The organism is Corynebacterium sp. MSK035 (assembly GCF_030232615.1).
GTDB classification, from domain to species: domain Bacteria; phylum Actinomycetota; class Actinomycetes; order Mycobacteriales; family Mycobacteriaceae; genus Corynebacterium; species Corynebacterium jeikeium_D.
In genome coordinates, this window is record NZ_JASPJP010000003.1 from 137,306 (window position 1) to 161,060 (window position 23,755).

The following is a 23,755-nucleotide window of genomic DNA, read 5'->3' on the forward strand; positions in this document are numbered from 1 at the left end:
CGCCCATAAGGGCTTACGTGGTGCGCGATACTGGGATTGAACCAGTGACCTCTTCCGTGTCAGGGAAGCGCTCTCCCGCTGAGCTAAACGCGCATTACATCGAAACCGGTAAGGAATCTCTGCTGAGGTGGAAACGGGAATCGAACCCGTGTACACGGCTTTGCAGGCCGTTGCCTCGCCACTCGGCCATTCCACCGTGAGGCTGCCGCCTCAGTGGTTGCCTCGAAGTTATACCACAGAGCTTAACTTCTTGAGAAACCAGAGCGGATGACGGGACTCGAACCCGCGACCCTAACCTTGGCAAGGTTATGCGCTACCAGCTGCGCTACATCCGCATCACGTTGCAAGGAGAGCGAAGGAGAATCTCAATTGCTCTCTTGCGGTGCGAAAGATACTTTAGCGTGCTTGTGCGATTGATTACAAATTACCAGGTGAACATCTGTATTGTGCCTGTGGGCGTAGGGCTAAAGACCAACCTTTGATGCCTCTGAATCGCAACGATGTCATTTATTCGCTTTCGTGGGTTGGTTACTGGGGGCTATCGAGTCGCTATCGTCATGGAGTTCCATCGGTGGGGTAATAAATCGTCGAACTGCGCAATCGCAAACGCAATGCAACCCAATTAGGGAAACTTCCAAAACGCGTGCTAACTTATTCCGCAGAGCAGCAAAGGCTTAGTGCTTTTCTGTCCGAGTCCCATAGCTCAGTGGAAGAGCGTTCCGTTCACACCGGAAAGGTCGCTGGTTCGAACCCAGTTGGGACTACCATTTAAAACCCCGGTCGACGCATCGTATAAAAACTGCGCGGCCGGGGTTTTGCTGTGTGACCTGAACTATATTCGTCCCTCTCGGGAACTTTTCTGGACTACCATCCGACAATAGGTATAAGGGCAGCGGTCAGACTACTGCTGTTCTTCTCGAACTGTCCCGCTTAAAGGAGTTGAACTGTTCTAGTGAGTCCCCGGGTCGCTTCAGGCGAAACGTTTCGGTTCTCAAAGTCGGGTTTCCGGCGTGCAGTAGCCGCCGCTGCGACGCTTGTAGTCTTTGCAGGCGCGTCAGTTATTAATGCTGGCCCCGCGCATGCTCACGATTCCGTGCTGTCGTCTAACCCAGGCGACAAGCAGGTTCTCGATGAATTTCCGCACCACGTTTCTCTCAAGTTCTCCGGCAACCCCAAGAACAATTTCAACACCGTTGCAATTAGTGATGCAGATGCCAAGGAAGTCCTGTACTCCCACGAGCCAGAGGTAGTGGGTAATGAGGTCTCTTTGGATATCCCTGAGGATATTAATCCAGGCCCTGGTAACTACATCATTGGTTTCCAAATCACCTCCTCTGATGGTCACTCCACCCGAGGAAAGACCTCTTTCTCAGTGGCTGATCCGGATGCTGCTGGCGCAGCCGAAGCCGGGGCAGAATCTCGTCAGACCGGTGCGCACGCCGAGGAAACGAAGTCAATACCGCTATGGGCTTATGGCCTCGGTGGTGGACTCATCGTCATCATCGCCGCTGTCGTCATCGTTATTAATCGAAAGGCAAAATAGACACATGAAGCTCAATCGCACTGCAACTGCACTGATCGCTGGTTCCGCAGCCCTGACTCTTGCTCTGGCAGGTTGCTCGTCCGACGATAACACTGCTGCTGAGGTGACTGAGTCCGCAACCTCCGCTGCGACCGAGGCTACTTCTGAGATGGAGAAGAGTGATGCTGCTGTGCAGCTGGCCGATGCCTACATCAAGGAAAAGCCGGCTGACAAGGGCATGACCGCCATCTTCGGTACGCTGACCAACAACACCGATAAGGACATCAAGGTTTCCTCCTTCAAGCTTGAGGGGCTGAAGGAAGGCACGAAGTTCGAGCAGCACGATACCAAGGACGGCAAGATGTTCGAGGTGCCGGAAGGTTTGACGATTCCTGCTTATGGCGAACTCGTTCTCGAACCGGGTAGCACTCACTTCATGATCATGAACAATGATGAAGCTATGGATGTGGGAGCTGAGTACAAGCTCGTCATTGAGCTTTCCGACGGCTCTAGCATTACCCAGGACGTTGAGGTTCGTGTCCAGCCAGCAGGTGAAGAGGACTACGGTAATGACGGTGACCTGAACAACCCAGAGCACATGGGTGGCGGTGAGATGGATCACTCGGGCCACTAACTTTTGTGACAAGTTGATCAAGCAATCGTTCGTCGTAAAGCGGGCGTGAGCTCAGGTACGTCGAGGAATTGACTAGCTGAATCTAATGGTGGCAGAAGCGCTGGAGTTGGCAGGTTATTGCAGCATATGCAACGAACTCCGGCGCTTTTCTTTTTCCGAAAAAGGTTTTCGATACGGTCGAATTGGATAGGCCAGTGGTTGCGTTGAAGCCATTGAAAAATCGGCGGATTCCCAGCCACCTCATGTGCTCCAGTTCGAAGTAATCAGAAAGGTAAGAGTGCACAACATGTCCAAAGGCTTTTCCAGAAGGCGTTTTCTTGGCGGGCTCGGCACCGCCGCAGGAGCCTCAGCGCTCGCCCTGGGGGCGCCGGAAGCCCAGGCGATCGGGTTGGAACGTCCACAGGAAGAGCCGCCGAAACCGCCTTTGCAGACAGCAACCGTACCTTTTGATGGGGCTCATCAGGCGGGGATTGCGACGCCCGCACAGGCGAATCTATGGCTAATAGCCTTCAACGTAAAGAAAGGGGTCAATCGCAATCGTCTCCAAAACCTTATGCGTGCCTGGACCGATGACGCTCGCCGAATGACAGCCGGCAAGGCTACTCGAACGGACTTGGAGCCTGAGCTCATGGGGAGTCCGGCCAATCTGACTATCACGGTTGGATATGGGGAGAATTTCTTCACAATCATCGATAGGGAAGACCAGAAGCCTGAGTGGCTGGGAGATCTGCCAAAGTACGTTAACGATGAGCTCCGCCCGGAGTGGAACGGCGGAGACCTGTGCCTGCAGATTTGTGCGGACGACCCAGTAATGGTCTCCCATGCGGCCCGAATGATGATCCGAAATGCAGGTTCTTATTTGGATGTTCACTGGGTGCAAGCTGGTTTCCAGCACGCCAATGGTTCTACGCAGGAAGGCGAGACCCCGCGCAATCTCTTCGGTCAGAAGGACGGTACGGTCAACCCGCGCACTCGTGAAGAATTCGACAAGCAGGTGTGGATTGATAGTGGTCCGGATTGGTTGCGGGGCGGTACAGCGATGGTTGTCCGCCGTATCGAAATGGATATTCCAGGCTGGGATGTGTTGGACCGCGAAAGCCGCACTGTTATTACCGGCCGAGATATCGGCACCGGCGCGCCAATTGGAGGTAAGGACGAGTTTGAGACCGTCGACCTGGCGAAGACTGATGAATATGGTCTGCCTCTGACGGATCCGAACAGCCATGTTGCGCTGTCAATGCCTCCGAAAGAGAAACCTAATCAGCGGATTCTGCGACGGGTCTACAACTATGACCTGCCACCGGAACCGAATGGTCGATTCGAGACCAACACCGGCCTGGTATTCATTTGTTTCCAGAAGGACCCGTTGGAGCAGTTCAATCCGATTCAAGAGCGGCTGTCCAAGAACGACCGTCTCAATCAGTGGATTTTCCACATTGGATCCGCCGTGTTTGTTATGCCACGAGGAACTTCTGAGGAGGAGTACTGGGCCCAGGACCTTTTCGAGGCCTGAGTTTTGACCGTGCGGTAAAGTGTGTGAACGACTGACGAAGGTCACCAGGTATGTGATTTTCGAAGACACTTTGAAAAGGAGTACACGCACGCCGTGTCAGAAGAATTTGCAACCCCAGCACCGTTTTCCGTGCCCGCAGGAGTTTCTGCGGGCGAGGCGATGAGAGACCTGGGTTTCCCGAACAAGGGCGTTGACGCCATCGTTTGTGTCCGCGACCCTGAAGGCAATTTGAAGGATCTGTCCTTTAAGCCAGAAGTGGAAACCGTCTTCGAGCCCGTTCCGGCGAATACTCCGGACGGTCGCGATGTCATCCGCCACTCTGCGACTCACGTGATGGCTCAGGCCGTGCAGTTGGAGTTCCCTGGGACGAAGCTGGGCATTGGCCCTGCCATCGACAATGGTTTCTACTACGACTTCCGTGTCGATGAGCCTTTCTCGCCGGAGGATCTCAAGCGCATCGAAAAGCGTATGAAGAAGATCATCAAGTCTGGTCAGCGATTCGAGCGCTTCGCGTTCGAGTCTGCCGATCAGGCGCAGGAAGCGCTTGCCGACGAGCCGTATAAGCTCGAGCTGATTGTTGAAAAGTCGGCCGGCAAGGTGTCCGAAGATGATGAGGCCAATGTCGACGTCGGTGGTGCAGGTACGACCTTGACCGGCTACCGCAACGTCAATCCGCGTACTGGCGAGACCGAGTGGTTTGATCTTTGCCGCGGCCCGCACGTGCCGACCACTCGTTACATCCCTGCTTTTAAGATCACGCGTTCTTCCGCTGCGTACTGGCGGGGTGACCAATCTCGAGATAACCTGCAGCGTGTTTACGGCACTGCGTGGGAGTCCAAGGAAGCGTTAGACGAGTACCTTGACCGCATGCTCGAGGCTGAGAAGCGCGATCACCGCCGTTTGGGCTCCGAGCTGGATTTGTTCAGCTTCCCGGATGAGATTGGTTCTGGTTTCCCGGTATTCCATGTCAAGGGTGGCATCATCCGCAACGAGATGGAGCAGCACTCCCGTCGCCGTCATATCGAAGCGGGCTATGACTTTGTGAACACGCCGCACGTAACTAAGGGTGACTTGTTCAAGAAGTCTGGTCACCTTGACTTCTACGCGGATGGCATGTTCCCGCCGATGCAGCTCGACGGCGAATATGACGAACACGGCAACTGCACCAAGGCTCCGCAGGACTACTACGTCAAGCCGATGAACTGCCCGATGCACAACCTCATTTTCGCATCGCGTGGTCGCAGCTACCGTGAACTTCCGATTCGTATGTTCGAGTTCGGCACCGTCTACCGCTACGAGAAATCAGGCGTTATCCACGGTCTTACCCGAGCCCGTGGCTTTACGCAGGACGATGCCCACATCTACTGCACCGAGGATCAGCTGGAAGAAGAGCTCACTAATGTCCTCGACTTCATCATTTCGCTTCTGCGTGACTACGGCCTGGATGACTTCTACCTGGAGCTGTCTACGAAGGACGAAAAGAAGTTCGTCGGCTCGGATGAAATTTGGGAGAAGTCCACAGCTATTCTCCAGCGCGTTGCCGATGCTTCTGGCCTCGAGCTCGTTCCTGATCCGGGCGGAGCCGCTTTCTATGGTCCGAAGATTTCCGTCCAAGCCCGCGATGCCATCGGCCGTACTTGGCAGATGTCGACGGTACAGCTCGACTTCAACCTGCCGGAGCGCTTCGAGCTCGAGTACACCGCACCTGACGGAACCAAGAAGCGCCCGATTATGATTCACCGTGCGCTTTTCGGCTCCATCGAACGTTTCTTTGGCGTCCTATTGGAGCACTACGCAGGTGCTTTCCCGGCTTGGCTGGCTCCGGAACAGGTTGTTGGTATTCCGGTTGCGGATGACTGTATCCCACACCTGGAGGACTTTGCTGCACAGCTGAAGTCTCGTGGCATCCGTGTCCACGTGGATACGTCCGATGACCGCATGCAGAAGAAGATTCGCAACCACACCCAGGCCAAGGTTCCGTTCATGATTCTGGCTGGTGCCCGTGACATTGAGGCAGGTGCCGTCAGCTTCCGGTTCCTCGATGGCACCCAGATTAACGGGGTGGCAGTTGAGAAGGCTGTGGACATCATCTGTGATTGGGTTGCTTCGCGGAATAACGAACAGCCGAACAAGGAGAATGTCTCTGCTCTCTAGAGGTCGTTAACGCTCTCTAATTCGACCGCGTTGTTTTAACTGGTGAACCACGCGTGGTAATCCAAAGAAGTTGACCGCGAGGTCGTAAACTACAGCAGAGAAATATATGTGGTCGGGGCTCGAATGGGGACCCGGCCACGCAACGAAGGGGATGGCAGTGAATCAGTCGGGAAGTGAAGAGTTGCCTCCGCAGCAGCAGGGCAATGCCGGCCAGCAGGAATCGTCTGATGGCGTATACGTCGACAGCGGTTACGGCGAACCGGATCGGCTCACGCGCTTATGGGCACCGTACCGGCTGGATTACATCGTCAAGCGTGGTGTGCATAACTCCAAGCCATCCCGTAACCCCTTCGTTGATTTGCCGAAGCAAAGCGATGAGGAAGCACTCATTATCGCTCGCGGCGAGTGGGTGTACGCCGTTCTGAATCTGTTCCCGTACAACCCAGGGCACCTCATGGTGGTTCCATATCGCGAAGTCGCCAACCTTGAGGACTTGACCGACGAAGAAACAGCCGAGATGATGCGATTTGCCAAGCATGCGGTTCGTACCCTCAAATCGGTTTCGCGTCCGCACGCCGTCAATGTAGGTTTCAACTTGGGCAAAGCCTCCGGCGGTTCGGTCGCCGATCACCTGCATATGCACGTCGTACCGCGCTGGTCGGGTGACAGCAATTTTATGACCGTGATCGATGGCACCAAAGTGTTACCGCAGGCTCTTCGTCAGACTCGCGAGTTGCTTGCCGACGGCTGGCGTGCCCTTAATCAAGAGGATGGGGCAGCATGCTGAGTGTCCGTGGCAGGGCTCCAATCCGCCCAGTAGTTGAACCGATTGCCGCTGCACTTTTGCGGGTCGGCATTAGCCCGAACACGGTCACCCTGGTGGGAACGGTAGTTTCCGTTCTGCTTGCGGTAATCCTGATTCCTACCAACCATCTTTTCGCAGCTGCGGTGTCAATCGCTATTTTCACTGCTTTTGACCTGCTCGATGGCACGATGGCCAGACTGCGAGGGCGGGGAACGAAATACGGAGCGACGCTGGATGCTTCCTGTGACCGTATTACGGATGCTGCACTGTTCGGGGCGATAGCGTATTGGGTGGTGTATCGCCATGGCGCGGATTCAGTGCTGCTCATTCTGACACTGATTACCATGGGATCGTCCCAGGTCATTTCCTACGTTAAGGCTCGAGCAGAGGCTAGCGGCCTCAAGGTCAACGGTGGTCTCGTCGAACGTGCGGAGCGCCTGATTATCGGTCTAATTGGCGTCGGGCTCCAGGGGCTTGGCGTGGACTATGCCCTCTACGTCGCGATGTGGCTCCTGGCGATTGGGTCGGTATTCACCGTCGTTCAGCGCTTGTACATGGTGGCTAAGCAGCCAGGAGCGTTGGATCCCATCGCCCCGCCAGAAGGTGCAGCTGATAGTTCATCTATCAACCCTGACTCTGCTACGAAGTCCACGGGTTCGGCTGATTCCAACAACTAAAGGAGGATACGATGACTAGTTTCTTCCTGCCTCGCTCGAAAGATGATTTCGTTGCGCTCGGCTATATGGCCGGGTGGAAGATTTTTGGTCTGCTGCCGGAACGCGTGGCCTACCGCATCGGCAACATAGCCGCCGATCGTGTAGCAGCAAATCCAGCGACTACCCGCCAGCTTCGCAAGAACCTGGCTCGCGTTATGGGCTGTCCGCCTGAGGAAGTGCCGCAAGGTCTTATTCGGGCTTCCATGCGTTCCTATCTACGCTATTGGGTGGAGGCATTCCGGTTGCCCTCCATCGCGTCGCCAGAGTTGGCAGACACGGTCGAATCCACCAGCGATGGGCTCGAACGAGTTGCTGAGGCCCTCGAGGCCGGAGATTCCATCGTCATCCCACTGCCGCATTCTGGTAACTGGGATATGGCAGGTATGTGGCTCGTTTCCCGCCATGGTCGGTTCAGTACCGTGGCGGAACGGCTGAAGCCAGAGGTACTTTACGACGCTTTCGTGGAGTACCGCGAATCCCTCGGATTCCACATTCTCCCGCTTACCGGTGGCAAACCCGCGATGCCGGAACTGCAGAAGCGATTGGAAGAAGGTGGCGTTGTGTGCCTGCTGTCTGATCGTGACTTCGGCGGCCACGGGGTCCCGGTCACTTTTTTCGGCGAGCAGACGACAATGCCGGTCGGTGCAGCAAAGCTGGCACAGGACACGGGCGCTCGGCTTATGCCCGCGGGCCTGTCCTACACGCGCGATGGTTGGCGTTTTGTAGCGCATCCATTCGTGCCGACTGAGGGGCGCGATCTACCTGACATTGTCCAGGACATCGCTACTGTTTTTGAATCTGATATTGCCCAGCATCCAGCGGATTGGCACATGATGCAGCCACTGTGGCCGGCGGATAAGAAGAGGTCAAAGTAGCCGTGCGAATCGGAATGGTGTGCCCGTACTCGTTCGATGTCCCAGGAGGGGTTCAAGCTCACGCGATTGACTTGTGTGAGGAGTTTATCCGTCGCGGCCACGAGGTCAGTCTTATCGGCCCAGCTAGCGCGCAGGCGGACGTGCCGGATTTCGTTGTTCGAGGTGGTGCCGCCATCCCGATTCCGTATAACGGCTCGGTCGCTCGGCTATCTTTTGGTCCCCGCACCAGCCGTCGAGTCCGCACATGGATTGAGGAGGGTAGCTTCGACATTCTTCATATCCATGAGCCGAATTCGCCCAGTTTTTCAATGCTGTCGTTAGTAAACTCGGTCGGGCCGATTGTCGCGACCTATCACTCTGCGGCGACGGACTCCCTAGCATTGAAGTTGGCCACGCCATTTTTGCGGAAGTACCTTGAACGCATTCGGGGAGGCATCGCTGTCTCGGAAGTGGCTCGTCGCTGGCAGGTTGAGCAACTCGGCGGCGACCCGGTTCTCATTCCCAATGGTGTCCGTGTTGGAGATTTCGAGTCCTGCCCGGCCGCCTCATCGTTGCCTGAGATTCCGCCACGGCGTGAAGGGGTCTATCGGCTTGTCTTCCTCGGACGCTTCGACGAATCTCGTAAGGGCTTTGACGTCTTGCTCGACGCGTTGCCAACAATACGTGCGGAGATTCCACAGCTTGAGGTCTGTGTCGTTGGTGATGGTGATATCGCGGCAGCTCGTCGTAAAGCGGGCAGAAACGCAGATGTCCTGCATTTCGTCGGCAGACTGTCGGAGGATGCTAAGGCGTCAATACTCGCCGATGCGGATGCGTACATTGCCCCGCAGCGTGGTGGGGAGAGTTTCGGCATCGTGCTGGTAGAGGCGATGGCGGCGGGTGCGCCGGTGATCTCCAGCGACATCGATGCGTTCAAACTCGTGCTTGACGACGGCCATTACGGGCTTCACTTTGAAAACGGTAACTCCGCAGACCTTGCGGATGCAGTCGTACGCCTTTTGACGCAGCCAAAGTTGGGGGAGGAGCTTCGCGCACTCGGGCATAAGCGGGCTTGGGAGTATGACTGGTCGCAGGTCGCCGACGGCGTTCTGCGTGTGTACGATACGGTGCGCATGGATGGCGAAAAGGTCGTCATTGCGCCATAGAGATTTCCGTCGTGGCAGCTGATTAAACGCAGCGGAGTGAAAGTGGGTTTTCGGTGGACGTAACCGTTCCAATCTGGGTCGTTGTCCTAGTCATTGCGCTGATTGTCGTACTCGTTGGCGGTTTGGTGGCTTCATCGACAGCGACGCGTTTGAACCGTATGCACATTCGCACGGACTTGGCGCGTTCTTCACTGGAAGCGGCGTTGGGGCGAAGGGCCGCAGTCGCTCGTGCCGCCTACCCGGAACTCGCCGGGGTAGTGGCGAAGGTGGAAGCCACACCACTTAGAGCCAACAACACTGGGCAGCGTGCAGACGTGGAAAACGAACTGACTAGGAAAATTGTGGCGCTCTATGAGGAACAGCCCGTGGACCGGACGATGGCAATTGAGCTTTCTGACGCCCATACGCGGCTCGAGCTCGCCCGCCGTTTCTACAATGATGCGGTGACGGATACGAAAGCACTGCGAGCCAGGCCGCTAGTGCGCGCGCTGCGGCTGGCGGGCACTGCACCTGAACCGGAATATTTCGATGTTGCAGATGGACTGACAACGGCTTAATTGTGGGAAAACCCGCTGTTGTGCTGGAAGTTCGCGGTGTTTTCTGACTCAATGAACAGCACTGTCTAGTTCAGGCGTTATAGTGTTAAACGACTACAAACAGTCACATTCACCAGTTTTATTAGGGAAGTAGGGTTCGTTGAGCACGGTTGAGAACAACTCCGGGCAGGGCACCGCACGCGTCAAGCGCGGTTTCGCTGAGATGATGAAGGGCGGCGTCATTATGGACGTCGTTACTCCGGAGCAGGCCAAGATCGCTGAGGATGCCGGCGCAACTGCCGTGATGGCGCTGGAGCGCGTCCCCGCCGATATTCGCGCAGAGGGTGGCGTGTCACGTATGTCTGACCCGGACATGATTGAGGGCATTATCAATGCCGTCTCCATTCCGGTTATGGCCAAGGCCCGTATCGGCCACTTTGTTGAGGCACAGGTTCTGCAGTCCCTCGGTGTTGACTTCATTGACGAGTCCGAGGTTCTGACCCCGGCCGACTACTCGAACCACATCGACAAGTTTGACTTCACCGTGCCGTTCGTCTGTGGTGCGACCAACCTGGGTGAGGCTCTGCGCCGCATCAACGAGGGCGCTGCCATGATTCGCTCCAAGGGCGAGGCCGGTACCGGTGATGTCTCCAACGCTGTGACTCACATGCGCACCATCCGCGCTGAGATTAACCGTCTGCGTTCTATGGCTCCGGACGAGCTCTACGTTGCCGCCAAGGAGCTGCAGGCACCGTACGAGCTGGTACGCGAGGTCGCTGAGACCGGTAAGTTGCCAGTCGTGCTGTTCACCGCAGGTGGCATTGCAACTCCGGCTGACGCTGCAATGATGATGCAGCTCGGTGCTGAGGGTGTCTTTGTTGGTTCCGGTATCTTCAAGTCCGGTGATCCGGAGAAGCGCGCCAAGGCTATCGTCCAGGCAACCCAGCACTACGATGATCCGAAGGTCATCGCTGATGTCTCCCGCGGTCTCGGCGAGGCAATGGTCGGCATCAACGTCGACGAGATTCCGCAGCCGCACCGACTCGCTGAGCGTGGCTGGTAAAAATGGCTAACATCCGCGAGGTATTAGATCTGGAGCAGATTGACCGGGACATTTTCCGTGGCCCAGTCATTAAGTCAATCCTGCAGCGCACTTTCGGTGGCCAAGTTGCCGGCCAGTCCCTCGTCGCGGCGACGCGCACGGTGGGTAATACCTTCGCGGTGAACTCCCTCCACGCCTACTTTGTAGGCCCGGGCCGCCCCCATATCCCGACGGTGTACATGGTCAAGCGTATTCGCGATGGACGGTCTTTCTGCCACCGATCCGTCGAAGCTGTGCAAGATGGCCGTACGATTTTCGTAATGCAGGTCAGCTTCCACCGTAAGGGGGATGAGGGACTCGAGCACTCTGACGTGATGCGCAAGGTGCCAGATCCTGAAGATGTGGTCACCGACACCTCTGAGATGACGAACACACGTCGTCTACTAATGCGCGAGTGGGCGGACTGGGATATCCGGGTAGTGCCGAATGATCAGTTCGAACACAACAAGTACACCCCGTCCCAGCAGCTGGTGTGGTTCCGGTGCAAGGATCGCCTGCCGGATAACGAGACCTTCCATGTCTGCACGCTGGCGTATATGTCGGATATGACTTTGCTGTCATCGGCACTCGTTCCGCATCCAGGCGTTGAGGTCCAGGAAGCCAGCCTCGACCACGCGATGTGGTTTATGCGTCCGTTCCGTGCGGATGAATGGCTGCTCTACGACCAGATTTCGCCATCGGCGCACGCGGGTCGCGCATTGACTCACGGTCGCATCTTTAACCAAAAGGGCGAGCTCGTGGCCGTCGTCACGCAGGAAGGGCTGACCCGAAGCCTGGCCCCGGGTGTCGAGCCCGTGCCAGTGGCGACGAACTTCGATGCTCGCAGTGAGAACCTAGATTAATGACACAGGAAACAATCGGTATCCTCGCTCTTCAGGGCAACGTTGCCGAACACGGATATGTGCTTGACCAGCTCGGCGTCCCGCACCGAAAGGTGCGCTTGCCCCGTGATCTGGAAGGGCTTAGCGGCCTAATTTTGCCCGGCGGCGAGTCCACAACCATGAGCAAGCTGATGGTCTTCAATGAGCTTGAAGACCCGCTGCGGGAAGCCCTCCGCGATGGCCTTCCGGCATATGGCACCTGCGCCGGCATGATTTTGCTTGCCGACGAAGTGCTCGATACCCGTCCGGATGCCGTTAGCCTGGGGGCGATTGACATCACCGTCCGTCGTAACGCATTTGGCCGGCAAGTGGATTCCTTCGAAACTGACTTGGATATTCCGCAGCTGGCGATCAGTGGTGACCAGCCGCCTGTACACGCCGCCTTTATTCGCGCACCGTGGGTCGAGCGTGTCGGTGATGATGTTGAGGTGCTAGCGCGGGTGCCAGAATCGGCTGGAGAGACCGCAGGTACAGTGGTCGGAGTACGGCAGGGGGCTGCGATGGCCACCAGCTTTCACCCGGAGTCGACGGGGGAGACGCGGCTCCACGAGTTCTTTTTGCGAGAGCTTGTCGGCATTTAAATCCCCGGTTTGTATAATGAACACCTGACGAATTCCCATCTACATGGGTATTGACGAGAGGAATGGTAGGAACTAGCACATGGCGGGTCATTCAAAATGGGCAACCACAAAGCACAAGAAGGCTGCTAATGACGCCAAGCGCGCCAAAGAGTGGGCAAAGATGATCAAGAACATCGAGGTCGCGGCTCGTACCGGCGGCGGTGATCCTGCTGGTAACCCCACCCTCGATGACATGATTAAGAAGGCCAAGAAGGCCTCGGTTCCCAACGACAACATTGAGCGTGCCCGCAAGCGTGGTTCCGGCGAGGAGTCCGGCGGTGCTGACTGGGAGACCATTGTCTACGAAGGTTACGCACCTGGCGGTGTCGCTTTGATTGTGGAGTGCCTGACCGATAACCGTAACCGTGCTGCTTCCGATGTGCGCTCGGCGTTCAACAAGAACAACGGCAACATGGCAGACAACGGCGCCGTGGCGTACCTCTTCGAAAAGAAGGGTGTCGTCGAGCTGCCGAAGGGCGAGCTGACCGAGGATGACCTGCTTATGGCGGTTCTCGATGCTGGTGCAGAGGAGGTCAACGACCTGGGCGAAAAGTTCGAGGTTGTCTCCGCCTTTACCGATCTGATGAATGTCCGCACCGCTCTTGTCGATGCCGAAATGGAGTACGACTCCGCAGATCAGGACTACCGCGCTTCTACCACGGTGGCTCTCGATGCTGACGGTGCACGCAAGCTCTTCCGTCTGATTGACGCTCTCGAAGAGTCCGACGACGTGCAGAACGTCTACTCGAACGCCGACATCAGCGACGAGGTTATCGCCGAACTCGAAGACTAGGCGTTTGCTTGGCGACGGTTCCGCTGACCGGCTTCCCGGCGTTAAAGGATGCTCGTGCAGGGTAGTCTGCAGCGCTGAATTGCGCGGCGAGCTGGTGTGAATGGAAGATCCCCATCGGAGAGTCGTCCGATGGGGATTTTTTTTGGGGGGGGAGAGAGACAGACAGAGTCAAAGAGTGTGTCTGATCCTCAGGATAGCGACTGGTCAGAGCCCGCCTGCGGGTAGCTCCACACCCTGGGGTTAAGGAGAAAAACTGACAACCCGACACACTGGCAACCTCAAAAAATTACGGGCTGCGCGTGTGAATACGGCTGCAAATGTGAAACTGTGCAGGTTTATGTCACTTTCAGACGATTTTTCAGGTCATTTTTGTCATAAACGCAGTCAGTAACTCGCATTGGGGTAAGTAGCGAAGGGTGCCCGCCCGCCGACGCGCCGGTCGACACGCCAGGCGGACATATTTTTGTCTATTAAACCGATTTTGGTTTCTGAAAGTTTTAGTTGAACCGTTTTAGGAGAACCACTGAGTCGGAGGTCCGGCCATCAGCAACAGTGTGAAGACCACGACGAGAACAATGAGGATGACGAATGCCGAGATAAACGGGCGGCGAATAATCATCGCGAGTGCCCACTCGAAAATGTCCTGTGGCTCCTCGGATTCGTCGGTAAAGCGCCAGGGCCGATCCAAGAGGCCTGCCTTCAGGGTGTTTCGTTCAAACGGATAGGTTGCGAATGGAATGATAGAAGAGGCGAGGCCGATGACACCGCGGCCAAAGCTCCACTGCTGGTTGATCCACACCATGATGGTGGTGACTACGTAGCACAGGAACGTAAAACCGTGGATGCCGCCGAAGATGGTGGTGGCGATGTCAGTGACTTTGAACAGGTACTTCAGTGCCAGCCCCAAGAGCAGCAGAGCCCACGTGACCATTTCAGCTGCAGCGAGAACGCCGTAGAGCTTCTTCGGTGAATTCATGGTGTTAAACCTATCAGAATCAACGGTTGGTGCCCCGTGTAGCTACGATACAAACAGCTGTTCGAAATGTGGTATTAGTGGAGAGGTGAATTATCGAGCTGGATCTCTGCGGGTGATGGGTATCGACCCTGGCCTTACTCGTTGTGGTCTCTCCATTGCGGAAGGTGCTCAGGGCAGGAAAGTCATTCCCATTGCGGTGGGGGTCGCCCGCACACCAACCACGGCATCGTTGGAGGATCGTCTTCTACGGCTTTCCAATGCCGTGGAGCAGTGGATGGATGAGTACGAGCCGGACGTGGTTGCGATGGAACGGGTATTCGAGCGCGGCAATGTGTCCACCGTAATGCAGACTGCGCACGCGGTTGGTGTCCTTGTCCTCGCTGCGGCGAGACGCGGTTTGGAAGTGCATATGTACACGCCGTCGGAGGTAAAGAAGGCGCTTACCGGCAACGGTCGGGCTGATAAGAAGCAGATGACCATGATGGTGACGAGAATCCTCGGGTTGGAAACTCCGCCAAAACCTGCGGACGCAGCGGATGCGTTGGCCATCGCTATCTGCCACTGTTGGCGTGGTCCGGTTCTGCAACGCCAGCGCGACACCTTGGCTGCGCTTGCTAAGCAACACGAGGAGCGGGAGTTGGAGCTTTCTCGCCGTGAGAATCCCTCGCGGTAGGGGAGCCTGCTAGAGCACACTTGTGAGTTCGGCGTTTATCTCGGTGTCTTTCGGGAAGCCGTAGTGAAAGGAATTGTGAGAAGTGATTGCATCTCTACGCGGTGAGGTTATCGATCTCGGTGCGGACTATTGCGTTATCGAGTGCGGTGGTGTCGGGCATTTGGTCACCATTACGGGCAGGTTAGCTTCTCAGTTGGTGAGGCATGAGCAGACTTTCATGTTGACCACAATGGCGGTTCGTGAAGATGCGATTACGCTTTTTGGTTTTGCCAACTCGCAGGAACGTGAGATGTTTGCGCTCTTGCGCACTGTCTCGACAGTGGGGCCAAAAGTAGCGATGTCTGTTCTATCGGTACTGTCGCCGGCCGAGATTGCCAATGCGGTTGCCTCAAAGAATGCCAAGGCCCTCCAGGCGGCTAACGGCGTCGGCAAGCGATTGGCGGAGCGCCTGTTGGTTGAGTTGAAGGATAAGGTCGAGGTTTTCGCGGATAGGGCGGTATCCCAGCCGGAGGAAGCTGCAAGCGGAGCAGCGCCTGGCATTGTTTTGAAGGCAGATCTGGATCAGGTCGTTGGTGCTTTGGTCGGGCTTGGGTTCCCGGAAGCTGATGCGAATGAGGCAGCGGAGACTGTTGTTCGGATTGATCCGACCTTGGATACATCAATGGCGCTGAAGGCGGCGCTAAAGACATTGGGCGAAAAGTAAATCCAGGTCGAGGACCTGCAGCTACATTGATGATGAAAAATGGCAGTGCACTAGGATGAGGGGACTATGAGCGATATCGAGCGCACGGAGTTTAACGTGTCGGGCAATCCCTTCAGGGACTCTTTAGATGGAGCAGCCAACGACCATTTTGGCGGTGGGGGAAATGGTGCACAACGTGATGTCGATGCCCGCGCTCAGGTCGAGGAAGTCGATGCGGAATCGAACCTGCGACCAAAGTCGTTAGGGGAGTTTATCGGCCAACCCAAGGTCCGCGAGCAGCTGGATTTGGTGCTCTCCGGGGCACGGGGACGAAATGTGACTCCGGACCACATTCTGCTGTCGGGACCTCCCGGCCTGGGTAAGACCACCATGGCCATGATTATTGCGCAGGAGATGGGGTCGTCCCTGCGAATGACGTCCGGTCCGGCGCTTATTCGCGCTGGCGATTTGGCAGCAATGCTATCGAACCTGCTCGAGGGCGATGTACTCTTCATTGACGAGATCCACCGCATTGCCAGGCCCGTGGAGGAAATGCTCTACATGGCAATGGAAGATTTCCGTATTGATGTCATCGTGGGCAAGGGGCCTGGAGCTACGTCAATTCCACTCGAGATTCCACCTTTTACGCTGGTAGGCGCAACGACGCGCTCGGGTATGCTGACTGGCCCACTGCGTGACCGTTTCGGTTTTACTGCGCAGATGGAGTTCTACGAGGTCGAGGATCTGACAAAGGTGGTTACCCGTGCCGCTGGGATCCTCGGGGTGGATATCAGCCCAGAGGCTGCAGTGGAGATTGCCTCGCGTTCGCGAGGTACCCCGCGAATTGCCAACCGCCTACTGCGTCGCGTTCGCGATTTCGCAGATGTTCACTCCGGTGGCGTTATTGATCTTGGTGCGGCCAAGGCGGCGTTGATTGTCTTCGATGTCGATGAGCTTGGGCTGGACCGCTTGGACCGCGCAGTGCTGACTGCCCTGGTCAAGGGGCACGGTGGCGGCCCGGTGGGCGTGAATTCCCTGGCGCTGGCAGTCGGTGAGGAGCCCTCGACTGTGGAAGAAGTGTGCGAGCCCTACTTGGTCCGTGCCGGGATGATTGCGCGTACATCGCGCGGACGTGTTGCAACTGCCCGAGCATGGCGGCACTTGGGGTTGCAGCCTCCGGAGGGAACTATCGGAGAATAGCTTTCTCATCGACCTGGCCGGGGCAGTGTGGAATTGCTAGCTGGCAATTCGTTAAACTCGGCAGACATGGATCAAACTATTCTCCTCCTACTTATTTTCTTGTTCCTGGCGCTGCCAATTTGGCAGATCATCAAGCAGAACAAGCAGGTGCGCACCATTCGGGACATGCAGGATAAGTTGGCCCCGGGCGCAGAGGTCATCACCGGTTCCGGTATGCATGGTGTGGTCGTTGATACGACCGAAACAACCGTCGACCTGATTATCGCTGACGGCATCGTGACCCGTTGGGAAAAGGGCGCCATTGCCCGCAACCTCACCACCGGTACCGGAGCTAGCTACGCTCACCGTGATCGACGTGGCCGTGTTTCCGATGCGCCAGATGACCACGTCGGCGATGTCCAAGAAATCACCGGCCACGGTCCGGATGACAATGCCGCTTCGGACATCAATGAGCAGGTCGAGAACCCGAATACTCCGAGTAACTCGGATAACACGGGTACAGACGGTTCCACTTCCACCGAAAAGCAGTAGCAGTTTTTTGCACGCCCACGCCCTGCTGGTTTGCATGCATCCAAGCTGTAGCGTGCGCCGTGGGGTTAGCGGGCGCGTCCCAGGTTTCGCCGTCGGCAAGCGTGGGCAAGATTTTCACTAAATAGGTACAAGTCAAAACCGGCGCACTACGCTAAATCGGTTATTCTCTAGCGGTTGGTGTTTATAGCTTTGCTTAGCGACGCCCGCAATGCCTCTTCCTGGTATCGCGCGATTTCGCGGTGCGGTTATAGACCTGCGTTTCTACCCGAAACGCTTAAGTACCTAAACGTCACGATTCAGGAGACTTTGCTTTGAACAGCAAATCCAGATCAGGTGCGAATACATTCAAGAGGAACTGGCCACAGTGGCTGTTGGCACTGTTTGTCGGCTTCCTCATTCTTACGTACGCACTCGTCTTTTTCACCGGCGGCGGATCAGCCAAGCCAAAGTTGGGCATCGACTTGCAGGGTGGTACTCGAGTAACCTTGGTGCCGCAGGGCGAAAAGCCGACGCGCGATCAGCTGGACCAGGCTCGCAAGATTCTGGAGAACCGCGTAAACGGCATGGGTGTCAGCGGCGCTCAAGTTGTCACCGATGGTGACACGCTGGTCATTACCGTGCCGGGTGAAGACTCACAGGAGGCGCGTACGCTCGGCCAGACTTCGCAGCTCTTCTTCCGTCCGGTAGAACAGCCCACCCAGGGCCCTGATGAAGCTGCCTTTGGCGAGGTAGTTAAGAAGACTGCTGAAGATTGGGTCTCAGTCGGTGTCCTGTCGAAGGAGGATGCCGCCAAACGCGTTGATGACCTCTACAAGGACATGAACGAAACACAGAAGCGTGCAATTGATGCCTTCAAGGAACAGAACCCAGATCAGCCGGTTCCCGAGGAACTGTCCAAGTCGCTGGGCGAAGCCCCGAAGTTGGATGCAACAGCTCCGGCAAAGCCGGCGAACTCGATTGAAGCGGCCGAGCTGCGTACGAAGGTTCGTGACGTGCTGTTGGCGACTCGCCAGTCCGAAGACCCAACGACACAGTTTGCAGCTGCTGCGCTGATGACCTGCGATAACCGCGATGCAGTTGATCCGCTACAGGGTGCCGATGACCCGGCCAAGCCGCTGGTGACCTGTGCGCCCGAAGGCGGTAAAGCCATCTTCCTGGGCAAGGCTCCGCTGTTGATTGGGCAGGAGGACGAGGCCAAGGGCCAGCGTCTGTCCGGCGACGCTATTGATACCAATGCGCCGATTAACGGTGGTTACGATCAGCAGTCTGGTCAGATTCAGGTCTCCTTTAGCTTCAAGTCCGGGAAGAATGACACCGGCGCTCGCACATGGACCAAGTTGACCAATGACTACCTGCAGCGGCAGGTCGCTATCGTGTTGGACTCGAAGGTCATTTCCGCCCCGGTGATTCAGGAGGCAACCCCAGTTGGTTCTGCCACCCGCATCACGGGCGACTTCTCAATCGACGAGGCACAGGGGCTGGCCAATAACCTGCGTTATGGTGCACTGCCGCTGTCGTTCGCAGGTGAGGACAGCGAGCCGGGCGGCACCACCACGACTATCCCGGCCATGCTTGGTTCGGCTTCCTTGGAAGCCGGTCTGCTTGCCGGCATTATCGGTATCGCCCTGATTGTCGTCTACGCGATTGCTCTCTACCGCGGCCTGGGCGTGATTTCGCTGGTTTCGCTGGCAGCAGCTGGAGCGATGGTCTACGGCGTCCTTGTCCTTCTTGGTCGTTGGATTGGCTACTCGCTCGATCTCGCTGGCATCGCCGGCATCATCATCTCTATCGGCGTAACGGCTGACTCCTTCATCGTCTTCTTCGAACGCATTAAGGACGAAATCCGCGCGGGTAGAACTTTCCGCTCCGCGGTTCCGCACGCTTGGCGACGAGCACGGCGCACCATCCTATCGGGTAACTTTGTGTCCATCATTGCGGCTGTGGTTCTTTACATCCTGGCCGTTGGCGATGTCCGCGGTTTCGCGTTCACACTTGGTCTCTCCACAGCATTCGACATTGTGACGGCTTTCCTCGTGACTGCGCCGTTGGTCATCCTGGCTACTCGTAAGTGGCCAGCTTTGTCCAAGCCGTCGATGAACGGCTTCGGCTCGGTCATGGAGATTGCACAGAGGAATAAGACTGTAGCTGCCGGTAAGAAGGCCGGAGCCTCCGATGCCTCCGCCAGTACGGCTGCCGACACCGGTGCAGCTCACTCCAGCGCGAATGAGGGGAAGTAGGAATCCATGAATACTACTCAGACGAATCCGGCGCTAATCACTGAGCCAGAAAGCGTGAAAGACGACTCCTTCTTCCGCCGCCTCTACACCGGCGAGGGTGGAATCAACATCGTCGGCAAGCGGAAGCGCTGGTACCAGATTGCCGTCGCCATCATCGTTGTTGCTTTCGCAGCGATGCTGATTCGCGGGTTCAGCTTCGGTATCGACTTCGAGGGCGGTACCAAGATGACTATGCCGCCGGCCTCAGTGACAACTGAGCAGGCCGAGGAGGTTTTCACCGAGGCGACCGGCGTGAAGCCGGAGCTGGTGCAAATTATCGGTTCTGGTGAGGGCCGAATCCTGGAGATCACCTCTGAGAAGCTGACTCAGGACGAGATTAATAGTGCTCGTATCGCGTTGAATGATGCATTCAAGCCCGTCGATGTGCAGGGGCAGCAGACCCCGGATGCCATTGGTGACTCGACCGTGTCGGAGTCGTGGGGCTCTTCGATTACCAACCGAATGCTGCTGGCTGCAGTGGTGTTCCTGGGTCTGGTGTTCATCTACATCACCATTCACTTCGAGCGCGACATGGCCATTGCCGCAATTCTCGCCCTGGTTGTGGATGCAATCGTGATTATGGGCATCTACGCGCTCATTGGTCTTGACGTCACCCCGGCAACCATTATCGGCTTGCTGACAGTGCTGTCGTTCTCCCTGTACGACACCGTCGTGGTTTTCGACAAGGTCGACGAGAACACGGCAGGCTATCGTTCATCGACCCGTAGAAGTTACGCCGAGTTGGTGAACCTGGCGGTCAACCAAACCATCATGCGTTCTATCAACACCACGGTGTCGACGCTCCTGCCAATCCTGGCACTGATGGTCATCGCCGTGGGCATGCTAGGGGTCGGAACGCTGAAGGACCTTGCACTCGTTCAGCTCATCGGCATTATTCAAGGTACGTTCTCTTCGATCTTCCTGGCTTCGTCGCTGTTGGTGTCTCTTAAGTCGCGGCAGCGTGAATACCGCAAGCATGAAGAGGCGGTACTGTCTGCCCGCGCAAAGGCATCTGAGGGAGCCGGTTCGGGCACCGATTCCGCCACCACTGATGTTGCGGAGGACTCGGCCTCGAAGGAGCCGTCGGCAAGCGAGATGGAACATTCGACGCCGAAACGAACGGTGACGACTCCGAAGCTTGAGGGCGATGAAGACAAGCCGCTGTCCTGGCGTCCGGGGCAGTAGGAGGTAGCGCCTCCCAGTGGTTCGGGTGAAACTACTTTAAAAGCGCATTGTGCGGGTATCGTTGACAGGTACCCGCACTTTTTCTTTTCGCCGAAAAGGAGCTTAAACCTGTGTCGTATGCACACGCGCGTGAGGCATTAGCCGATCAGATTCGGTTCGTGCCCGATTTTCCAGTTGAGGGCGTACTCTTCGAGGACCTGACGCCGGCGCTTGCCGACGCCACGACGTTCGCCCTGATTGTGGACGAGATTTCCGCCAAGGTGGAAGAGTTCGGGGCTGATGTTATAGGCAGCCTAGATGCGCGTGGATTCCTGCTGGGTTCTGCGGTGGCGTACAAGCTCGGACTGGGGGTGCTCGCTATTCGTAAGAAGGGTAAGCTGCCACCGCCTGTGCTGACCGAGACCTATGAACTGGAATATGGTACGGCCGCGCTTGAGATTCCGGCTAGTGGTTTTGAGCTGAAGGGCAAGAAGGCCGTACTTGTCGACGATGTGTTGGCAACTGGTGGCACCCTGTGTGCAGCTCGCGCCCTGCTGGAGACAGCTGGAGTCGAGGTAACCGGGCTGTGCACCGTGCTGGAGGTTGAAGGGCTGGGAGCTCGGGAGAAGCTTGCTGATCTGCCTTTGTACGTGGTTAATAAGGGGTGAATGAGTCATGGCTGAAGGGCCCGCACGCCGTTATGGTGCCCGCCTAGCGCGAAGCCTTACCGGCAACAGAACGAAAATCCGCCCGGTGCTAGATCCCCTTGTCGCGGTGCATCGACAGGTGCATCCGCGCGCAGATTTGGCTGTGCTTCAGCGTGCCTACGATACCGCCGAGCGCCTTCACGACGGCGTGTACCGGAAATCCGGCGAGCCATACATCACTCACCCGCTTGCAGTCGCCACTATTGCCGCCGAGATCGGCATGGATACCACCACGCTGGTGGCAGCGCTGCTGCATGACACGGTCGAAGATACCGATTACACGCTGGAGGACCTGGAGCGGGACTTCGGCCCAGAAGTCGCACGACTGGTCGACGGCGTGACCAAATTGGATAAGGTCGCGTTGGGCTCCGCCGCCGAGGCAGAGACCGTGCGAAAGATGATTATCGCCATGAGCCAGGACCCGCGCGTGCTGGTTATCAAGGTGGCTGACCGGCTGCATAACATGCGCACAATGCGCTTCCTGCCGCCGGAAAAGCAGGCTAAGAAGGCCCGTGAGACCCTCGAGGTGATTGCACCGCTGGCGCATCGTTTGGGAATGGCCAGCGTGAAGTGGGAGTTGGAAGATCTCTCCTTCGCCATTTTGTACCCGAAGAAGTACGACGAGATTGTGCGTTTGGTCGCAGATCGAGCGCCGCAGCGGGACCGGTACATCCAGGAAGTCTCCGAGATGATTCAGAAGGATCTGAAGGAGTCTCACATTGCTGCTGAGGTACAGGGCAGGCCGAAGCACTACTGGTCGATTTATCAGAAGATGATTGTCCGCGGCCACGAATTCGACGAGATTTTTGACCTGGTCGGACTTCGAGTTCTGGTGGACACGACCAAGGATTGCTATGCCGCGATGGGTGCCGTCCACTCGCTGTTCAAACCTATGCCGGGGCGATTCAAGGACTATATTTCCGCGCCGCGTTTCGGGGTTTACCAGTCGTTGCACACAACGGTCATCGGTCCAGGTGGCTCCCCGCTAGAAGTGCAGATTCGCACCCATGAGATGCACTACAACGCTGAGTACGGCATTGCCGCACACTGGCGCTACAAGGAAACCAAGGGGTCTCACAAGGGAGATTCCGCCGAAGTCGATCAGATGGCGTGGATGCGTCAGCTGCTGGATTGGCAGCGCGAGGCCGCAGATCCTAACGAGTTCCTGGACTCCCTGCGCTATGACCTCTCAGTCACTGAAATTTTTGCGTTCACACCTAAGGGCGATGTCATCACATTGCCTGCGGACTCCACGCCGGTCGACTTTGCCTACGCGGTCCATACTGAAGTAGGTCACCGATGTATTGGTGCCAAAGTCAACGGCAAGCTAGTGGCGTTGGAATCACCGCTAAAAACTGGCGACCGCGTCGAGATTTTCACGTCCAAGGATGCCGATTCCGGTCCGTCTAAGGACTGGGAGAAGTTTGTTAAAACTCCACGTGCGCGGGCAAAGATCCGTCAGTGGTTTGCCAAGGAGCGCCGCGAAGAGGCACTCGATGCCGGCCGTGACGCGCTGGCTGCAGAGGTACAGCGCGGCGGTCTGCCGATGCACCGCCTGTTCACTCCGGCGTCCATCAAGCAGATTGCCTCCGAGCTGCACTATGCGGATGTCGATGCGCTCTATACCGCTATCGGTAAGGGGCAGGTCTCAGCGCAGCATGTGACTCACCGGCTGATGGCGCAGTTTTCGAGTGCGGACGATGCCGAAGAGCAGTTGGTCTCCCGCACGCCAATTTCAAAGATGAACGTGCACAACACTCCGCGCCGCGCTGACAGCACGGGTGTGTTGGTAGAAGGCAGCGCGGATATGGCCGCTAAGCTTGCCAAATGCTGTACGCCTGTGCCGGGCGATGCCATCTTTGGCTTCGTCACCCGCGGCGGTGGGGTCAGTGTGCACCGTACGGACTGCACTAATGCGGAGAAGCTGCACCAGGAGCCGGAGCGCATTATCGAGGTCTCCTGGGCAACAGATTCCTCCGGTGCGGTCTTCATGGTTACGGTGCAAATCGAAGCACTTGACCGTCATGGACTGCTCTCGGAGATTACTCGCGTCTTCTCCGATCAGAAGGTCTCAATCCTGTCGACGTCCTCCCATACCTCCGATGACCGCGTTGCCGTAATGCGTTTTAGCTTCGAGGTTTCGGACACTAAGCAGATGGGCTATATCTTCAACATTCTGCGCGGTGTCGAGGGAGTCTTCGATGTCTACCGCATTACTTCTGGTCAGTAGGCGGTTTAGCAGCCCATCGA

The 23,755-nt window shown here is 56.9% G+C and carries 22 protein-coding genes and 4 tRNA genes; 22 read left to right on the forward strand and 4 right to left on the reverse strand.

All coding sequences use genetic code 11. The annotated features are described in order from the left end of the window. Positions 1-18: 18 nt before the first annotated feature. From QP978_RS03375 to QP978_RS03385, 3 genes are all read right to left on the reverse strand, one after another. Positions 19-93 (reverse strand) — tRNA-Val (locus QP978_RS03375). Between the two features lie 32 nt (positions 94-125). After that, a tRNA-Cys gene (locus QP978_RS03380) sits at positions 126-196 on the reverse strand. Positions 197-262: 66 nt separating this feature from the next. Next, positions 263-335 (reverse strand) — tRNA-Gly (locus QP978_RS03385). A gap of 357 nt (positions 336-692) precedes the next feature. Here QP978_RS03385 and QP978_RS03390 point away from each other — a divergent pair. The 14 genes from QP978_RS03390 (at position 693) to QP978_RS03455 (ending at position 13,296) form a co-directional block, all read left to right on the forward strand. Next, positions 693-767, forward strand: a tRNA-Val gene (locus QP978_RS03390). Positions 768-952: 185 nt separating this feature from the next. Then, the gene (locus QP978_RS03395; protein WP_040361738.1) at positions 953-1,543 is read left to right on the forward strand and encodes a copper resistance CopC family protein; all 591 of its coding nucleotides are present in this window, start codon (positions 953-955) and stop codon (positions 1,541-1,543) included. A gap of 4 nt (positions 1,544-1,547) precedes the next feature. Beyond that, positions 1,548-2,156, forward strand: coding sequence for a copper chaperone PCu(A)C (locus QP978_RS03400; RefSeq protein WP_049193674.1), 609 nt, complete (start codon positions 1,548-1,550; stop codon positions 2,154-2,156). 286 nt (positions 2,157-2,442) lie between these two features. Beyond that, complete coding sequence (locus QP978_RS03405) at positions 2,443-3,669, forward strand: Dyp-type peroxidase (protein WP_284856841.1); 1,227 nt, start codon at positions 2,443-2,445, stop codon at positions 3,667-3,669. 159 nt (positions 3,670-3,828) lie between these two features. Next, entirely contained in the window at positions 3,829-5,823 is a 1,995-nt protein-coding gene (gene thrS, locus QP978_RS03410) for a threonine--tRNA ligase (RefSeq protein ID WP_222865026.1), read from the forward strand. Positions 5,824-5,974: 151 nt separating this feature from the next. Continuing rightward, entirely contained in the window at positions 5,975-6,610 is a 636-nt protein-coding gene (locus QP978_RS03415; RefSeq protein WP_042388668.1) for an ATP adenylyltransferase, read from the forward strand. Continuing rightward, a complete protein-coding gene (pgsA, locus tag QP978_RS03420; protein ID WP_049190801.1) occupies positions 6,604-7,305 on the forward strand; it encodes a phosphatidylinositol phosphate synthase in 702 nt (233 codons plus the stop codon). The genes QP978_RS03415 and pgsA overlap by 7 nt, the downstream gene beginning before the upstream one ends. A gap of 11 nt (positions 7,306-7,316) precedes the next feature. Continuing rightward, positions 7,317-8,219 carry a phosphatidylinositol mannoside acyltransferase gene (locus QP978_RS03425; RefSeq protein ID WP_048731328.1) on the forward strand — a complete coding sequence of 301 codons (903 nt, stop codon included), beginning with the start codon at positions 7,317-7,319 and terminating at the stop codon, positions 8,217-8,219. 2 nt (positions 8,220-8,221) lie between these two features. Next, positions 8,222-9,364: a glycosyltransferase family 4 protein gene (locus QP978_RS03430; protein WP_048731326.1), complete on the forward strand. Its 1,143-nt coding sequence runs from the start codon at positions 8,222-8,224 to the stop codon at positions 9,362-9,364. 53 nt (positions 9,365-9,417) lie between these two features. Then, positions 9,418-9,921: an NUDIX hydrolase gene (locus tag QP978_RS03435; RefSeq protein WP_070595762.1), complete on the forward strand. Its 504-nt coding sequence runs from the start codon at positions 9,418-9,420 to the stop codon at positions 9,919-9,921. Positions 9,922-10,060: 139 nt separating this feature from the next. Then, entirely contained in the window at positions 10,061-10,963 is a 903-nt protein-coding gene (pdxS, locus tag QP978_RS03440) for a pyridoxal 5'-phosphate synthase lyase subunit PdxS (RefSeq protein ID WP_005511452.1), read from the forward strand. A 2-nt stretch (positions 10,964-10,965) separates the two neighbouring features. Continuing rightward, a complete protein-coding gene (locus QP978_RS03445; protein WP_049193681.1) occupies positions 10,966-11,844 on the forward strand; it encodes an acyl-CoA thioesterase in 879 nt (292 codons plus the stop codon). Next, a complete protein-coding gene (pdxT, locus tag QP978_RS03450; RefSeq protein WP_048731318.1) occupies positions 11,844-12,464 on the forward strand; it encodes a pyridoxal 5'-phosphate synthase glutaminase subunit PdxT in 621 nt (206 codons plus the stop codon). The genes QP978_RS03445 and pdxT overlap by 1 nt, the downstream gene beginning before the upstream one ends. Positions 12,465-12,543: 79 nt before the next feature. Continuing rightward, positions 12,544-13,296 (forward strand): YebC/PmpR family DNA-binding transcriptional regulator, encoded by a 753-nt coding sequence (locus QP978_RS03455; RefSeq protein WP_048731316.1) that lies wholly within the window; start codon positions 12,544-12,546, stop codon positions 13,294-13,296. Between the two features lie 511 nt (positions 13,297-13,807). On the opposite strand, the gene QP978_RS03460 is transcribed toward QP978_RS03455, so the two are convergent. Next, positions 13,808-14,272, reverse strand: coding sequence for a DUF3817 domain-containing protein (locus tag QP978_RS03460; protein WP_049193684.1), 465 nt, complete (start codon positions 14,270-14,272; stop codon positions 13,808-13,810). A 115-nt stretch (positions 14,273-14,387) separates the two neighbouring features. Here QP978_RS03460 and ruvC point away from each other — a divergent pair, with 115 nt between their 5' ends. From ruvC to QP978_RS03500, 8 genes are all read left to right on the forward strand, one after another. Next, positions 14,388-14,945 (forward strand): crossover junction endodeoxyribonuclease RuvC, encoded by a 558-nt coding sequence (ruvC, locus tag QP978_RS03465; protein ID WP_048731311.1) that lies wholly within the window; start codon positions 14,388-14,390, stop codon positions 14,943-14,945. Between the two features lie 82 nt (positions 14,946-15,027). Further along, positions 15,028-15,648, forward strand: coding sequence for a Holliday junction branch migration protein RuvA (gene ruvA / locus QP978_RS03470; protein ID WP_048731308.1), 621 nt, complete (start codon positions 15,028-15,030; stop codon positions 15,646-15,648). A 66-nt stretch (positions 15,649-15,714) separates the two neighbouring features. Next, a complete protein-coding gene (gene ruvB / locus QP978_RS03475) occupies positions 15,715-16,827 on the forward strand; it encodes a Holliday junction branch migration DNA helicase RuvB (RefSeq protein ID WP_049190793.1) in 1,113 nt (370 codons plus the stop codon). A 66-nt stretch (positions 16,828-16,893) separates the two neighbouring features. Beyond that, complete coding sequence (gene yajC / locus QP978_RS03480; RefSeq protein WP_049190818.1) at positions 16,894-17,358, forward strand: preprotein translocase subunit YajC; 465 nt, start codon at positions 16,894-16,896, stop codon at positions 17,356-17,358. A 311-nt stretch (positions 17,359-17,669) separates the two neighbouring features. Beyond that, positions 17,670-19,595, forward strand: coding sequence for a protein translocase subunit SecD (gene secD, locus QP978_RS03485; protein WP_284856842.1), 1,926 nt, complete (start codon positions 17,670-17,672; stop codon positions 19,593-19,595). Positions 19,596-19,601: 6 nt separating this feature from the next. Further along, entirely contained in the window at positions 19,602-20,819 is a 1,218-nt protein-coding gene (gene secF / locus QP978_RS03490) for a protein translocase subunit SecF (protein ID WP_284856843.1), read from the forward strand. Positions 20,820-20,929: 110 nt separating this feature from the next. Then, positions 20,930-21,466 (forward strand): adenine phosphoribosyltransferase, encoded by a 537-nt coding sequence (locus QP978_RS03495; protein ID WP_016422687.1) that lies wholly within the window; start codon positions 20,930-20,932, stop codon positions 21,464-21,466. A gap of 7 nt (positions 21,467-21,473) precedes the next feature. Beyond that, on the forward strand, positions 21,474-23,735 hold the full coding sequence (locus QP978_RS03500; protein WP_016422688.1) for a RelA/SpoT family protein: 2,262 nt from the start codon (positions 21,474-21,476) through the stop codon (positions 23,733-23,735). Positions 23,736-23,755 lie beyond the last annotated feature (20 nt).